At 43.5% G+C, this 15,224-nt stretch carries 18 protein-coding genes; 9 read left to right on the forward strand and 9 right to left on the reverse strand.

Annotated elements, in window-relative coordinates:
• Positions 1-474: hypothetical protein (locus AC3A14_RS20580; RefSeq protein ID WP_318734596.1), on the reverse strand; the 474-nt coding region annotated here is incomplete at its 3' end.
• 352 nt (positions 475-826) lie between these two features.
• Here AC3A14_RS20580 and AC3A14_RS20585 point away from each other — a divergent pair.
• Both AC3A14_RS20585 and AC3A14_RS20590 read left to right on the forward strand, forming a co-directional pair.
• On the forward strand, positions 827-1,336 hold the full coding sequence (locus AC3A14_RS20585; RefSeq protein WP_318700063.1) for a photosystem I reaction center subunit XI: 510 nt from the start codon (positions 827-829) through the stop codon (positions 1,334-1,336).
• Between the two features lie 101 nt (positions 1,337-1,437).
• Positions 1,438-1,554 carry a photosystem I reaction center subunit VIII gene (locus AC3A14_RS20590; RefSeq protein ID WP_271940214.1) on the forward strand — a complete coding sequence of 39 codons (117 nt, stop codon included), beginning with the start codon at positions 1,438-1,440 and terminating at the stop codon, positions 1,552-1,554.
• Between the two features lie 101 nt (positions 1,555-1,655).
• Here the strand turns inward: AC3A14_RS20590 and AC3A14_RS20595 are convergent, their stop codons facing one another.
• A complete protein-coding gene (locus AC3A14_RS20595; RefSeq protein ID WP_318734594.1) occupies positions 1,656-2,336 on the reverse strand; it encodes a Uma2 family endonuclease in 681 nt (226 codons plus the stop codon).
• Between the two features lie 283 nt (positions 2,337-2,619).
• Between AC3A14_RS20595 and fni the strand changes: the two genes are divergently transcribed.
• The 3 genes from fni (at position 2,620) to AC3A14_RS20610 (ending at position 6,257) form a co-directional block, all read left to right on the forward strand.
• Positions 2,620-3,669 (forward strand): type 2 isopentenyl-diphosphate Delta-isomerase, encoded by a 1,050-nt coding sequence (gene fni, locus AC3A14_RS20600; protein WP_318700061.1) that lies wholly within the window; start codon positions 2,620-2,622, stop codon positions 3,667-3,669.
• Positions 3,670-3,718: 49 nt separating this feature from the next.
• Positions 3,719-5,539, forward strand: coding sequence for a signal peptide peptidase SppA (gene sppA, locus AC3A14_RS20605; RefSeq protein ID WP_318700060.1), 1,821 nt, complete (start codon positions 3,719-3,721; stop codon positions 5,537-5,539).
• Between the two features lie 133 nt (positions 5,540-5,672).
• Positions 5,673-6,257, forward strand: a complete 585-nt coding sequence (locus AC3A14_RS20610; protein ID WP_318700059.1) for a Uma2 family endonuclease — start codon at positions 5,673-5,675, stop codon at positions 6,255-6,257.
• Positions 6,258-6,285: 28 nt separating this feature from the next.
• On the opposite strand, the gene AC3A14_RS20615 is transcribed toward AC3A14_RS20610, so the two are convergent.
• Together AC3A14_RS20615 and AC3A14_RS20620 are read right to left on the reverse strand one after the other, a co-directional pair.
• Positions 6,286-7,923: a hypothetical protein gene (locus AC3A14_RS20615; RefSeq protein WP_318734592.1), complete on the reverse strand. Its 1,638-nt coding sequence runs from the start codon at positions 7,921-7,923 to the stop codon at positions 6,286-6,288.
• A 121-nt stretch (positions 7,924-8,044) separates the two neighbouring features.
• Positions 8,045-8,947, reverse strand: a complete 903-nt coding sequence (locus tag AC3A14_RS20620) for a cell division protein FtsX (protein ID WP_318734589.1) — start codon at positions 8,945-8,947, stop codon at positions 8,045-8,047.
• Between the two features lie 272 nt (positions 8,948-9,219).
• On the opposite strand from AC3A14_RS20620, the gene AC3A14_RS20625 reads away from it, so the two are divergent.
• Positions 9,220-11,502: a Calx-beta domain-containing protein gene (locus AC3A14_RS20625; RefSeq protein WP_318734587.1), complete on the forward strand. Its 2,283-nt coding sequence runs from the start codon at positions 9,220-9,222 to the stop codon at positions 11,500-11,502.
• A 339-nt stretch (positions 11,503-11,841) separates the two neighbouring features.
• Entirely contained in the window at positions 11,842-12,045 is a 204-nt protein-coding gene (locus AC3A14_RS20630) for a hypothetical protein (RefSeq protein ID WP_318734584.1), read from the forward strand.
• A 60-nt stretch (positions 12,046-12,105) separates the two neighbouring features.
• On the opposite strand, the gene AC3A14_RS20635 is transcribed toward AC3A14_RS20630, so the two are convergent.
• From AC3A14_RS20635 to AC3A14_RS20650, 4 genes are read right to left on the reverse strand one after another with little or no spacing between them, the layout of a single operon-like run.
• Positions 12,106-12,549, reverse strand: a complete 444-nt coding sequence (locus tag AC3A14_RS20635; RefSeq protein ID WP_318734581.1) for an NUDIX hydrolase — start codon at positions 12,547-12,549, stop codon at positions 12,106-12,108.
• A 38-nt stretch (positions 12,550-12,587) separates the two neighbouring features.
• Positions 12,588-13,169 carry an AAA family ATPase gene (locus tag AC3A14_RS20640; RefSeq protein WP_318734579.1) on the reverse strand — a complete coding sequence of 194 codons (582 nt, stop codon included), beginning with the start codon at positions 13,167-13,169 and terminating at the stop codon, positions 12,588-12,590.
• Positions 13,166-13,888 carry a hypothetical protein gene (locus tag AC3A14_RS20645; RefSeq protein ID WP_318734576.1) on the reverse strand — a complete coding sequence of 241 codons (723 nt, stop codon included), beginning with the start codon at positions 13,886-13,888 and terminating at the stop codon, positions 13,166-13,168. Before AC3A14_RS20645 ends, AC3A14_RS20640 begins: the two co-directional genes overlap by 4 nt.
• A 3-nt stretch (positions 13,889-13,891) precedes the next feature.
• On the reverse strand, positions 13,892-14,176 hold the full coding sequence (locus tag AC3A14_RS20650) for a hypothetical protein (RefSeq protein ID WP_318734574.1): 285 nt from the start codon (positions 14,174-14,176) through the stop codon (positions 13,892-13,894).
• 52 nt (positions 14,177-14,228) lie between these two features.
• On the opposite strand from AC3A14_RS20650, the gene AC3A14_RS20655 reads away from it, so the two are divergent.
• The gene (locus AC3A14_RS20655) at positions 14,229-14,483 is read left to right on the forward strand and encodes a hypothetical protein (RefSeq protein ID WP_318734571.1); all 255 of its coding nucleotides are present in this window, start codon (positions 14,229-14,231) and stop codon (positions 14,481-14,483) included.
• On the opposite strand, the gene AC3A14_RS20660 is transcribed toward AC3A14_RS20655, so the two are convergent.
• Entirely contained in the window at positions 14,443-14,787 is a 345-nt protein-coding gene (locus AC3A14_RS20660) for a hypothetical protein (RefSeq protein WP_318734569.1), read from the reverse strand. The genes AC3A14_RS20655 and AC3A14_RS20660 overlap by 41 nt on opposite strands.
• A gap of 233 nt (positions 14,788-15,020) precedes the next feature.
• On the opposite strand from AC3A14_RS20660, the gene AC3A14_RS20665 reads away from it, so the two are divergent.
• Complete coding sequence (locus AC3A14_RS20665; protein ID WP_318734567.1) at positions 15,021-15,158, forward strand: hypothetical protein; 138 nt, start codon at positions 15,021-15,023, stop codon at positions 15,156-15,158.
• Positions 15,159-15,224: the final 66 nt, after the last annotated feature.

Raw genomic sequence — 15,224 nt, forward strand, 5'->3', positions numbered from 1 at the left:
TGAAGGAGCCGGTGCAGAGTCTGTATATGGGATCGGGGGGTCTTCAGGGGGTTTGGGTTGTTCTTCTAAGGATTGAACCGCTTGTTGAGCCTGGCTTTGATAGCGTTCTCGCTGGGCAAGGGTGACTTGGCGAATCCGCGATTCTTGAGCCACGAGGGTTTTGATTTCCTTCAGACTCTGTTGAGCGTCTTGGGTGGCTTGAGAGGGTTCTGAGGGGTCTGGACGAGCAGCTTGGGCTGGGATATCTGTGGGATGGGTTTGAGCTGATTGTTGGGCATCAGCGATCGTCTGTTCCCGGATATCTTCAACGGTCTTGTCTAACCGGAATTGATGAGAGCGCTCTAGGTCTTCAATGGCCTTCTGATGCTTCTGTTCTAAGGCTTGTTTTTGTTCGTCGAGTCTTTTTTCCATTAGCCAGTAGGCGATCGCAATCCCTGCGGCTATACCAACAATCAAGGCAATAATGGCAAACATAATCTGATTTTCCTCCAAACTGATGTCGATCCTACACCCAATGGGTTCGGCTTGTGTATTTGCCTAACCCTTCAGTAGATAACTAAGGGGCGATCGCTTAATGACTTACCTGTGAACTTTAGTCGATGTCAGCCGATCCCCAACTTTTTCCTGGGGATGACTTAACAAAAATTTACAATAATCGGTCAAATTTGGCTCTAACTCTGCCTCAATTCTGATTTTGATTAGCAAAACATAAACTTTTCTAAACGACAGAGGTGACTTTGTAACAATATCTCCCCTTTTTGCTTAAGATATGACGTTAAGCCTTCAAGCCTAATTTCGATCATACATATATAGAGGAGAAGAACACATGGCTGATTCCAGAAATATTGAGGTGATCGCAGCCTATGGGGGTAATCCAGAGGTCGGTCACCTCTCCACCCCAGTTAGCGATTCTGCATTCACTCGCGCCTTTATTGGCAATCTTCCCGCCTATCGTAAAGGTCTTTCTGCCAGTCGCAGAGGCCTTGAAGTTGGCATGGCTCACGGTTACTTCCTGTATGGACCCTTTGTGGTACTTGGTCCCTTACGCGAAACAGAATTAGCTAACCTGGCAGGTTTATTAGCCACCATTGGTCTGATTTCAATTTTAACCATCGCTCTGTCTCTCCATGGTGCGGCTGATGTTAAATATCCCCCTGTAGAATCAGCAACTCCATCTGCTCCCTCTAATCTGTGGGATAAAGATGGTTGGGGTGACTTTGCAAGCAGCTTCTTCCTGGGCGCTTGTGGTGGTGCATTCTTTGCCTATTTCCTCTGTCTCACCCCTCACCTAGCTCCTCTACAAGAGGTTGTTAATAAGATCTGGTCTGTGGGATAGAATCTTTCTTAAACGAACCTTGAATGTGTTCAGTCCAAAGTTTCCTTTCAGGAAAACACTATAAAGTTTTAACTGCCAATTAGTCATAAGGAGTTTTTGACATGACAGGTGCTTACGCTGCTTCTTTCTTACCATTTATCTTGGTTCCTTTAGTCGGTTTAGTTACTCCGGCTGTAGTGATGGGTTTGTTGTTCATTCACATTGAAACTGAAGCTTAAATCCCATTAGGTTTATTTGAACATACTGTTCATAGAAAGAATCCCGCTAGTTTAGCGGGTTTTTTTGTGGTGTAGGGGTAAAAAATGAAAAATTGTTGCCCTTACTCGCCCATCTTCAGAGCTTTAATTTGCTCAGAAAACCAATTTGCCACTTCTCCATTACTGGCTTCTTGCAAACGTGCAAGGATCTGTTCCAGAAGATCTATTGGTAAACCCGATAAAAGCTGAGAAGTATTAGATTCTTTGTATCGCTTATCTTCTTGTAACTCGAAGGCAAAAACTCGCCCTCCCATGACATCAATGACCCAATATTCAGGAATACCTAAAGCAGCGTACAAGTGCTTTTTCTCGTCTAAATCACTCGATAGGGTCGTATCTGAAATTTCACCAACCAGATCGGGAACTCGCCAACGATCTAAATCAATATAGCGTCTTTCGCCAGGATGCCAGGTGGGGTAATTCTCTCCAATATAGAGAACTAGATCGGGGGCAGCCGAACTTTGGTTAGCTTTTTCTAATAAACAGCCACCAAAAGAATTGGAGATTTGCGCAGATTTTTGACTGAACCAAAGAAAGAAGAGGATGGCGAATAAATCGCCAATATTAGAGTGATTAATTCCTTCTGAACCCATCTCGACTAATAGTTGATGTTGGTAGTAGTATAGCTTGATCCGTTCGGCGCAATCGCGATCGCGCCAGACTTGATAGTTTTCCCAACTAGAGGGTTGCCACACTTCTAAAGGATGTTGATTTTGGCGGAGATCGCAGACGAGTGAAGTCATAGGATTGCAAGCGATAATTTGACTACATCATCATTCTACCCATTACCCATAATTTTCAATTCCAAACTTTTTCTTTGAGGCGATTTGAGGGTATGGATTTCTAAAGCATGATGAAACGGTATCCGTTGCCAATCGGACACATCTTTATTGAGGGGTACCGAGAAGATTGCCCTCAATGTCCCTTTTTAAGCAGGGGGACTTTCTTCGTTTCGATGGGTCAACAAAAGGATAAACTAATGGGCGGGCTTCTGTTCATGCCCCGATCGCTTACTGGTTGAATCTTATGGTGACTTCTCCTTCTGCTCCTACCGACATCGAAAATCGTAAAGCCGATCATCTGCGGATCTGTCTAGAAGAGGATGTGCAGTTCCGACGCACGACTTCTGGATTAGAGCAGTATCGCTTTATCCATGATTGTCTGCCAGATTTAGATTATGAGGATCTCCAGGTAAAGACCTCGTTCCTGGGTAAAGAGTTAGGGTCTCCGTTTTTAATTTCTTCAATGACGGGGGGAACAGAGCAAGCGCAACAGGTTAATTTTCGTCTGGCAGCTCTTGCACAAGAGTATGGTTTGGCGATGGGAGTGGGTTCGCAACGGGTGGCAGTGGAACAACCGGAAGTAGCCGATACGTTTAATGTACGGAAAATCGCCCCCAATATTGTGTTATTGGCGAATTTGGGCGCGGTGCAATTTAACTATGGCTATGGGGTGGAGCAGTGCCAACGGGTAGTCGATTTATTGGAAGCAGATGCCTTGATTTTGCACCTGAATCCCTTGCAAGAATGTATCCAAACCCGTGGTGATAAGAATTTTAAGGGATTACTGCCCAAAATTGCCCAGGTTTGCGAGCGGTTGTCTGTACCAGTGATTGCCAAAGAGGTAGGGAATGGAATTTCTGCTCGTTGCGCTCAAAAGTTATTGGACGTAGGGGTACAGGCGATTGATGTGGCGGGTGCAGGGGGAACGTCTTGGGCTAAAGTAGAGAGCGAGCGCGCAGAAAATCAGCTCCAGCGCCGTTTGGGGCAAACGTTTGGAGATTGGGGGATTCCGACGGCTGAGTGTTTGACCCAGATTCGGCAGATGAATCGCTCGATTCCTTTGATTGCGTCGGGAGGTCTAAGAACGGGATTAGATGGGGCAAAGGCGATCGCTTTGGGCGCAGATCTGGTAGGCTTGGCTTGGCCCTTTCTACAAGCTGCCCAGCACGGGGAACAGGCACTCATTGAATTGGCTGATGTGTTGATTGCAGAACTGAAAACGGTGCTGTTCTGTACCGGCTATCCGGATCTCAGTACCCTAAAATACACCCAGAGTTTACAAAAAATGTCATGATTGATCCGATCGATTTCTACTGTTCTCGCTCTCAATTGAGTCTCAAATTATGCGTCAATTCCTGAAATATACGTTTGCCAGTATCCTGGGAACTTTGGTGAGTGTAGTCTTGTTAGGGGTTCTGGGGATGGGTGGATTCATTATCTTGCTCGCCAGTCTAGCAGCAAAAGAGACTGCTCCCCTAGTTAAAGATCGGTCCGTTTTGGTGTTGGATTTGGGGTTACGAATTAATGACACGGAACCGAGTTCAACAACGACTACGGCGATTAATGAGGCGCTTTCGGGAACGACGAAACGGACGATTACCCTGCGGCAATTTTTGGATGCGGTGGAGGGGGCGATCGCCGATGAGCGCATTGTGGGCTTATATTTGCAAGGAACAGATGCCGATATGGCAGTCGGTTGGGCGAATTTACGGGAAATTCGAGCAGCACTGAAACAGTTTCGGGAAGCAGGAAAACCGATTATTGCTTACGATTTGAGTTGGAGTCAAAAGGAATATTATTTGGCTTCAGTGGCTAATCGGGTAATTATGCATCCGATGGGAAATCTGGAGTTAAATGGCTTGAGTTCAGAGGTGATGTTTTTAGGGGGAGCGCTACAAAAGTATGGTGTGGGGATTCAGGTTGTCCGCGCTGGCAAGTATAAATCGGCAGTAGAACCGTTTACGTCTACGAAGTTATCGACGGAAAATCGCCAACAAATTCAGGCATTACTCGATAGTCTTTGGGGTGATTTTCGAGAACAGGTGAGTGGAGATCGCCCGATAAATGCGGCACAAATTCAAGTTCTTGCTAATAATAATGGTATTTTATTCGCTAATGATGCCCAAGAGAGGGGCTTTGTGGATGAGATTTGGTTTGACGATCAGGTGATTGAGGATCTCAAGGCATTAACCGAGAGTAAGGAAGACGCGGAAAGTTTTCGGAAAATTAGTTTTCCTATATATGCAAGTGTTCCCAAAGAGATTGATTTGGCAGTGGATCGCACTTCGGAGGAAAAAGTGGCTTTGGTGTATGCCGAAGGAGCTATTGTAGATGGTCAAGGACGAGTAGGAGAAAATGAAATTGGCGGCGATCGCTATGCATCCATTTTACGGGATTTGCGCTTAGACGATCGGGTAAAAGCAGTGGTTTTACGGATTAATAGTCCGGGGGGCAGTGCAACGGCTTCGGAGAGGGTTCGACGGGAGTTAGAGTTAATTCAAGCTGCGAACAAACCAGTGATTGTATCTATGGGGAATTATGCTGCTTCTGGGGGCTATTGGATTGCGACAGCCAGCGATCGCATCTTAGCAGAACCGAATACGATTACTGGTTCAATCGGTGTGTTTGGCATTTTACCTAACTTGCAACAAATAGCCAATGAGAATGGGATTACTTGGGATGTGGTTAAAACCGGATTATATGCTGATTTGGGCAGTAGCGCTCGCCCCCGATCTCCTGGCGAACTCAGTTTATATCAACAGAATGTGAATCGAATTTATCAACAATTCCTGCAAACCGTGGCAGAATCCCGTAGTTTAACGGTGGCACAAGTTAATCAAATTGCCCAAGGTCGCGTATGGTCAGGAAAAGAAGCTCAGGGGATCAATTTAGTAGATGAGTTGGGAGGGTTGCAAGAGGCGATCGCCCAAGCCGCAGAAATGGCTGAATTAGGAGAAGATTGGCAACTCGAAGAATATCCCCAAACTCGCAGTTTAGAAGAGCGATTAATTGAGCAATTAATCGGCATTCGTCATACTCCAGAAGCTTCGGATTGGTTGATGGAAGAAGTGGAGAAACTCAAAGCAGAAGTGGATGAGTTAAGAACCCTCAATGACCCCTTGAGCATGTATACTCGAATGCCATTTTATTTGGAGATTGATTAAGGAAGGGTTTACTTTTATCAAACCGGGAAAAATAGTGAACCCTCGCCAGCAGTGGCACGGATGAGAGCAGTCAAGGCGAAACAACTGAATAAAATCGGTTAAAATGTAATGATTTCCAATAGGATTTAGTTCTATGACTCTTGCTATTCAACGCTTTACCCTAGAAGAATATCTGCACTACGATGATGGTACGGATACGATCTATGAATTAGTGAATGGAGAATTAGTCGCAATGGCACTCGGAACTGGACGGCATGGTGCGATCGCTAAATTTTTGGTGAATACATTCGATGCAGAAAGTAGCCGCTTACATCAAGAATGGACAGCACTACAGGCTATTGTAGCGGTTCAATCTCCCCGTGGCGATCGCTTCGATACTTCCCGTGTTCCCGATGTAGTAGTGCTACCGAAAGAACAATGGCGTAATTTGCAGAACCGGGAAGCGATCGTTCTCTTGAATCAACCATCACCTCTATTAGTCGTAGAAGTCGCTAGTCCATCGACTCAAACCATTGATTATCGCGCTAAACGGACAGAATACTGTGTGTTAGATATTCCCGAATACTGGATCGTCGATCCCTTAGAGGATAAAGTTACTATTTTTACGTTGTCTGAAGGCTGGTATGATGAAGCTGTATTTACAGGAGGCGATCGCCTCATTTCACCCACTTTCCCCGAACTCAATTTAACTGCCCACCAAGTTTTGCAAAGTGATTAACCGTTTACAATCAAGATTACCCAATGAATTAAGGAATATAAGTCCCCATCAATTTCCCTTCTGCATCATACAATTCCAACGCAATACCTGCCGTTCGACTAATATTTTCCAGAGCATTTTGAACACTTTGCACATGCTCATCAACAGAAGTAAACGTCGTTAAATCTCCACGACCTCTAGCCTGAATGAGTGTTTGACGAACCGTTTTAACATAATCAGACGTTAGAGTGACTTTCAATAAATTCTGACTGACTGTATATTCACAAATTTTCGGTAGACCGGCACAAGTTTGATTTAAATCATTTCGCGCTTGTTCCAACCGATTTGCTTGCTGTAGTTTTTGCTCTGCTGAGAGTAACGATCCTTGATAAACATTGACTAGGGGAGATGCTTTACTATAATAAAAACTATCGCTCGGAACTTGCTGTAAATAATTCACTGCTTGACTCCAATGACCCACTGCTAGAGCTAATTCATTACTTTGTTCAAATTCCTTCGCTTTATCCGCTAACGTTAGGGCTTGATTATAAGTATCACTAGCAATTTCTTCCTTTAAGAGTCTCTCTCGGCTGGCTTGAAACTGGGTTTCATAGACATCTAAAAGCTGATTAGCCTCGACTTTAGCTTGAGTCCCCTGGGGAATATTTTTCAAGCCATTAATTGCCGTATTCCAACTGCCATAGGCCTGTTGCCAATTTTCTACGGATTGGGCAATTCCTTGACGAGTTTTAGCCAGATCTGCGGCCTGTTTTGCCCGTTCTAAATTCTGTTGCGCTTGTTGTTCAACTTGGAGCCGATTTTGAATGGCTTCTAGATTTTGTTCATATTCTTTTAGCTTGGTGTTGACTAAGGGATAAATGGTTTCAGCCATAGAAACTTGTTGTAAATTTTTTACGGCTTCCAGCCAAAGTTGCTCGACTTCTTTCCAAGTTTCCAGAGGATGGGGAGGGTTCACACTTAGTTGGGCGGCTTCACTGGCTTGGGAAAAGGCGTTAACGATCCGATCGAGATTATCGGTATGCATTGTATTGCGTCGCATGAATTCTTGAGCTTGGGCAAAATAGGGAGACCAAAAGGGAATTCGTTCGACTTGAGAAATTGCTTCTTGTAACTGTTGTTGCGCTTGTACCAATCTTTGGGGGTTATCCGTAGTTTCTGAGGTTTGGATCGCAACTTGGCCGAGGCGTTGGGCAGTTTCTAGGGGAATGCAAGTGGCGATCGCACAGGGACGAGTCATCATATACATCACTCCTCCGGCGATCGTCAGCCCCAAAAGCCCTGCAATTCCCCAACCCCAAGTAAATAAGCGAGAGGGCGGTTGAGCTGGGGTAAGGGACTGGGATGGAGTCGCCTCTGGCAGAGATTGATTCTCTAGATTAAAAGACTGGGAAAAGTAGGGGCGTTTTTGTCCTGCTACCCGCACAAAAATCCGTCCTTGGCGACTGATCGACGGTCGATACGTTCCAATATCTTGTTGCAGTTGGGCAAAGATCCGTTGGGTATCCGGTTGAATTTTGGCAGTATGTTGAGCTAAAACCATTAAGCTGCCATTTTGTAGTAAACATTGAACCCGAAAGGCTGGCCCATGGGGAAGTTTACTATTGAGGTTTTTTTGGAGATGCTGGGTGAGAACTTGGAGTGGGCTACACTCCTGCTTAGTCGCCATAGTCAGCGGGAAGGGTTAAAGAAGGAGTGGACAAAACAATGTATGGCTATTGTAACCAAAAGTTATAGCGCGACGCGCTGGTCATGGGTAATGGGCTATTTTCCCAATCCCTATACTTGAATTAATCACAACAGACGCGGCGTAATCCTAACCATCCTCCTAAACCGCCCACCAATGCACCAAAAACCAGCAGTAGGAAAAATAGGGTTGTGGTATCGGTATAAAGATCCCAATAGGAATCCTGAAAGTGGGAGAGCAGAGGAATAACGGATAACTCTTGGGTGAATAACTTGAGGGATATCTGCTCAAAGCCTTGAACAATGCTCCAGGCGATCGCCCCCCCAACACCCCCTAAAATTACTCCTTGCATCATAAATGGTAAGCGAATCCACCAGCGAGAGGCTCCCACCAAGTGCATAATCTCAATTTCTCGGCGACGGGAGACCACAATTAACTCAATGGTAGTGGTCATAACGGCGATCGCGCTCACCATTAACACCATGGTCACCCCCAAACTCAACACCCGCAACCCCCGGTTAATCGTCGATAGTATGTCTAACGCTGCTTCTCCATAAATCACCTCATTAACCCCTGAAAACTGCTCTAACTGGGGAACCAAAGCCCTCAATGCCTCTGGAGATCGAGCCTTCACCCTCAACTCGTCCACTAAAGGATTGGTCGGTAAAATCTCGGTAGCCGAATTAGGAGAATTTAAGCCCAACTCCGTCAGCAAACCCATCCAAGCTTCCTCCTTGGCGATCGCTTCCACCTCGACCACTCCCGGCAGATCCTCGACCTTCGCTACCAACGGCTTCGCGCTCCAGTCCGCCTCTAAATATACCGATACCTCCAACTGGCTCCCAAACTGATTCACCAAACCCTCCAATTGCCAAGCCACTTGCCAACTTAACCCAAACAAAAATAACAACACCGTCACCGTACTAATTGCGGCCCAATTCATCCAGCCCCCACGGCGCAGCCCTAACTGCACCTCACTCCACAGATAGCCCAACTGAACCCCCATCAGAAAAATCCTCATTTAAATAGCGATCGCTTTGAAAATTAGCATAAACCTGCTATCTTGTGACCCAGAAACATCAACCCTCTGTTCTGAACCTAATCGCCTTCATCCCACAACAGCCCAAAAAATCAGCAGTTTTCCGGAAAGCCACGAAAATTTTGTGTTGATGGGGGAGAACCAAGCATACAATTAGGAATCAGGCCACAGCGCTCCCCTAGGTTTTCTGGGAGTTGTCATCTAAAATAAACAAGTCCTAACGGTGAGGTAGTGAACAAATGTCAACAATCTTTGGAACTCCTAGCAACGATGCTTTACGGGGAACATCCGGTGCCGACAACATCTTTGGCTTAGAAGGCAACGATTTTCTCGAAGGTTTAGAATCAGGCGACTTCTTATCCGGCAACCAACAAAACGATTTCCTCTCCGGCAACACCGGTAATGACAGCCTCAGAGGGGGGATGAATAACGATACCCTCTTCGGCGGACAAGGCGATGATACCCTCCTCGGAGATCTAGGGGATGACATTGTATCCGGAGACCTAGGCAATGATTCCCTATTAGGCAACCAAGGCAACGACCAACTCCTCGGAGGCATGGGGAATGATATCCTCTACGGGGGACAAGACCAAGATACTCTCTATGGAGGGCAAGGCACAGACTCCCTCTTTGGAGACTTAGGAAACGACACACTATTTGGCGACCTCGGCTCCGATACCCTCACAGGAGGAGCAGGTCGCGATATTTTTGTCCTCTCGCGTAAGAGTGTGGCTGGCCAAAACCCCACCACAGGCGGCCCCGCGATTACCGATGCGGACATTATTACAGACTTTCAAGACGGGCTAGACCTCATTGGTCTTCAAGAAGGCCTTCTATTTCCCAACATCTCCATTCAAGCAGCAACTGGGACATTCGCCGGCAGTACCGTTATCCAAGACCTAGTAACCGGTAACTTCTTAGCTATTGTTCAAGGAGTGAATCCAGCCCAAATTACCGCAGATGACTTTACAACAGATTTAGTCAACCCCATCACTAGTCCAACTCCAACTCCAACTCCCACTCCCACACCAACTCCAACTCCAACCCCAACTCCACCGGTTCCTTCCACAGTAACCCTCACATTAAATGATGGAGTAGCATTTGAATCGGATACAGCAAATACAGCTACATTCACCGTTACTCGAACAGGAGGAAGTACAGCAGCCGCACTCACCGTGAACTATACTATTGGCGGCACAGCAACTAATGGTACAGATTATCAAGCCCTCAGTGGAAGTGTTACTATTCCTGCTGGGGCAAGTAGCGCCGTGGTTACTGTTACTCCCATTGACAATGTTGCATTTGATGGTAGTAGAACCGTCGATCTTGCCTTAGACGCTAGTGGGTTTTATATTGTTGGTACACCTAGTACAGCTCAATCCACTATCTATGATAATGAAACCGTCTATGTTTCTAACGCCTATACAACCGCTACTAATGGTGACACGGTTGAAGGAGGCCAAGCTGTAGTTGGACTTAACGCCTTTGATGTGATTACCGATGGAATTGTAGCAGCTGGTGGCGACGATGCAAATCCAGGTCGGGTAGAAGTAAGAGCAGGAACCTACAACGAAAACGTAAATATCAGTACTCCTCCAGTCCATGTCCGGGGACCATTTGCAGGTGTGGCAGGAAATGATGCTAGTCGAGGTGCAGGAGAGGCAATTGTCATTGGCGAAATGAGATTTGATCGTGCTGGTTCTGCTACGAGTCCGGTATTAATTGATGGACTGCAATTCCAGAGTGATGGGAATGCCTCTACTCCTGCCATTAATATGGGTGATATTGGTGGAGCAGGACCAACCCCAGCATTTGCAGGAGATAATAATAGTATTATCAACAACCGGTTTATTGGATTACAAGAAGATGCTATCTTCAAAGGGAATGATAGTGCATCAACTAATCTAACTATTCAGGGTAATTTGTTTGATGGCATCACAGGTGCTGGAAGACGGGCGGTGTTTGTCCAAGATGTTAATGGTATTACCATATCTAATAATGTGGTTCAGAATATTGGAACCGCCGGTAGTAATGAAGATTCTCCTGGTTTGTTGTTGGATAATGTGGGCGGAACAATCCAGATTAATAATAATACCTTAACCAATGTCAATAGCCAGGGTATTCAATTGGCTGGTTTGAAAACAGGGACAATGGCAACTGTAACAATTAATAACAACACATTCGACAATGTGAATGCAAGGACACCTAACGATGCGACTAACTCTGCTATCCGTCTGAGAAATTCGGGACTTCAACCTACGACTGGACTTTTAAATAACGGCCCAGTTACTGTTAATGGTAATATCATTAGAAATACTCTCAATGGTCTATTTATTAGAGACAATGCTAACCCTGGCATGGTTACTTACAGCAACAACCAGTTTATTATGGGGACGGGATTTGCAATTGTTAATGCTAGCACTGGAGGAGCATTAGATTTAATGGGAGGATCGGGAAATACTGTCAATGGTATAGCTATAGCTGTAGGTGATTTTCAAGGTAATGTGATAAATGTAGTGTAGTAGCCAGTAGGGTGTGTTAATAATGCACTCTACTTGACTACTGCAAAATCAGAATATCAATGCATGGAGCAATAGTGAAATCCGATCGCCATTTCTTGCTGGGAAATTGCCATCTCTTCCAAATCTTGATTGACTTCAATATTTCATATGATTTCCCTGAAGTCAAGTTTTCCTGTTAATTTGGATTTTTTTCTACTCTCTATCTTGCCAGAAAAGAGAGTTCTTTTCTCCATCTATTCTTAACATTCAACACTTCTGGGTTGGGAGTTACTCCAGACTCAATAGCCTTAAATCTAGTCTTGAGTTTGTTAAACTTACATTAACCCATTCCGATCGCCTATGACCGAAGACAATACCATCCGCATCCGAGGAGCGAGACAGCATAATCTCAAGAATATCGACCTGGAACTACCGCGCGATCGCCTCATTGTCTTCACTGGGGTGTCTGGATCGGGCAAATCTTCGTTAGCTTTTGATATCATTTTTGCCGAAGGTCAACTGCGAACAGCAAGTATGATATTGAAATTGTTATCGATAAGATAACGTCAGTTTTAGTTAAGCGATCACCTTTTAGTGCGGCGATTGCCTCTCCTATAAGTTAATTTACCATCCATACTCACTGTAGAAAACACCTTGCTGAGTACACTCAATTGCATACTTAATGTGAGGAATAATATTATTTGGTAAATTATCAAGACTAAACCAGCTTAAATCATCACATTTATCAGGCTCCATAACCTTCGGTTCTCCTTTCCAAGACTTAGCCATAATGAAGAAATCAATTCTTTCTTCTCCATCTGGTTTTCGTCTATTCATTACATGAACAACTCGTAAATCTTTAGAAATTACTTTTATACCTGCTTCTTCTTGTGCTTCCCTAATGATTGCTTGTGTAAAAGATTCATTTCCATCCAAATGACCTGCTACAACACTGTAATTACCATCCTCATATCCCGTATTAAACCTTCTAAGAAGTAATATTTTATTCTGCTTAAATAGAAAAAGATGAGAGGCAGGTAGCAACTTAAATTTATCTTTGCTCGTCATCAGAAAATTTGATTATCATTAGAAAAATTTTACCTTGTTTATTGGGAAGATTCAACTTGATTTATGTTTTTAAAAACCATTTCGACTGCTTCATCAATTGAGCATAGATCAGTAAATATCGTAGGACATACTTGTAAATCCCACTCATCTGCTATTTCAATAGCTCTTCTACCAACTGTCATGAACCAATTGGCAAGCTGAACTTTGTCACTTCCAGGCTCATGAAAACGTAAAATTGCTGTTTCTAAATTAATTAAGAGTGGCTGAACTAATGTACATTTTCTATTTTTAGATATTATTTTATCAACTATAGGTTTAAATTCTATAGCAACTTCTGGACTTCGAGCTTCTGCAAATGCAAAATTACCAGGATGCCACGTCTCTATGACACGAAAACTCACCGATAAATCATCACGCTTAAGCTCTTCTTGCATAACTTTAAAATCAAAATCAGGCTGATTTTTGTGTGCATACGCTTGTGGATTTAAAGCCAAGACTTCTTGACGGATACGATAACCAATTTCTTCATCAAACTGCCAATCTAAGGCTGTTGCTAAAGCTTTACCTAACGTACTTTTACCACTAGCATGTGGCCCAATAAATACTATATTTTGAATCATACAATGCTTTGCCTAATAAAAGAAAACCATTCTTCTAACGCACTTGAATATCCTTCATTTAAAATTTCAGAAAGTGGCATACTAAGATCGGTGCGATCCATACACAATTGAAGTCTGCCCGTGTGAGTTAATCGCAAAGCAAAAATGCCCTCCCGACAATCTTTGCGAATTTTGCATGTTTTACAATGAATAAAAGGAGAAACTTTTCCAAGTTCTTCAGTTTTTAATTCAACTTTTAGTCCATCAGACCAGATTAGTAGCATAGTAGGCAAACTATAAGGATCGGGATTATAGTCAATAAATCCCACGTCAAACATGCTGGCAATTTTAATAAAATTTAGATCTTTTTTATGAGAAAAAGACTCTAAGAGTTGACTAATAAAAGGAAGAATAGAAAGTTCTGATTTTCTGGATGCTAATAAACCACACTCAAATGCCATTACCTCAGCTTCTCCTTGATCGTTAGGAGAACTATCAATTAATAGATGGTGTAAATCATGAGCTAAAATGTATCGTGCTGGGAACCCATTTTTATCATTTGGGTGAGGGATTGATGGATAATTTAAATAGTGTTGATAAAGAAGTTTCCCTAATGAACCTAGTGGGTAAGAGTTTAAGATGTTAATCTCAATCTCATTGCCACCCGTAACACCCATAGTAAACTCATGTAGAGCTTTTATGGTGTTTGTGTCAGTTGGAAGGTTCATTAGGGAAATCATAACTTAAGCCTCTACTAAGTCTAATTCACTGGTTTGACGTTGTGCTGATACACACGCAACTCGAATTAAGCTAAACAGACCCCATCTGACAGAATCTAAGTTTAAATGATTGCGGTCATATCCACTTTTTGACGCGGACATCACAAAATCAAGATCATTGTTATTTAAATCAATTCCATGATCTTTGGCAATATCAACAAGAGTATCAATTGCTTCTTCCGGATTATCAATTTGGGAAAATTTATCTCTCAATACAGGTATAATTGACAACATTTTTGGTGGTAACATCAGTGATTTTTTAGATGAAAATTACTTGTTGATAAGCAAAGACATGCAGAGTATGTTCGAGCAATTATTGAAACGGTTGTCACCAGTGGAACAGAAACTCACTTTAGAGTTGATGAAATGGGATGAACCGGTATCTAGAAAAAATTTGCTACAAACTTTAAATCTGTCCTCAATGGATTTAATCAATGGATTACTTTCTTTACAACAGCGCTATTTAGTCACCCAAATTGAACAAGATGAGGTTTTGTTCAATTTGTCTCCTGTTTTTAAGGAATATCTTCGGGTTGATTCTCCTCAAGTAAATTAAAATACAAAGTCTTATTTCTATGATCGCAACACAGTCCCCTAGCTTGAGAAACGATGATACTCCACTCATGAGTTTTTGACCACTCATTCTCTCGCAAATTTCTTAGCCAACTCCTATTCCCTAAGTCTTGGCGATCGCGCCACATGCCAATAAACTCATCATCCATTAGATCGGCTGACAACGATGAAGAAGTAGATTCAGCATCTCTATACTTCTCTTTCAAAGACTCTATCAGCCGGATGACTTGAGTTTGTGCTTCAGGAGGGAGAGCTAACAATTCACTGAGGAACTCTTGATTTTGCATTGTTTATCCTTGAGATCTCTCATTTAGTTCTTCTAATTAAGAATTGTAGATGGTTGTAGGGGCGAACGGCCGTTCGCCCCTACAGATAGCTTAGATTTTAGCCTAATTTTCAGATAAAAATAGAATCAGGTACGCTCAAAAGTTAGCGGTCATGTCTAAAGGCGCTACAATACTCAATGCCTTAAATCTAGTCTGAGTCTATCAAACTCACCTTAACCCATTTCCGATCGCCCATGACCGAAGACAATACGATCCGCATCCGAGGAGCGAGACAGCATAATCTCAAGAATATCGATCTGGAACTGCCGCGCGATCGCCTCATTGTGTTTACCGGAGTTTTGGGATTGGGGAAATCATTGTTATTGCTATGATCGAAGTGCTGTCCCATCATTGGAGAACCCATGATACTCCAGTATAATCCTACAGATCGCCTACCT

Source organism: Roseofilum sp., assembly GCF_982964205.1.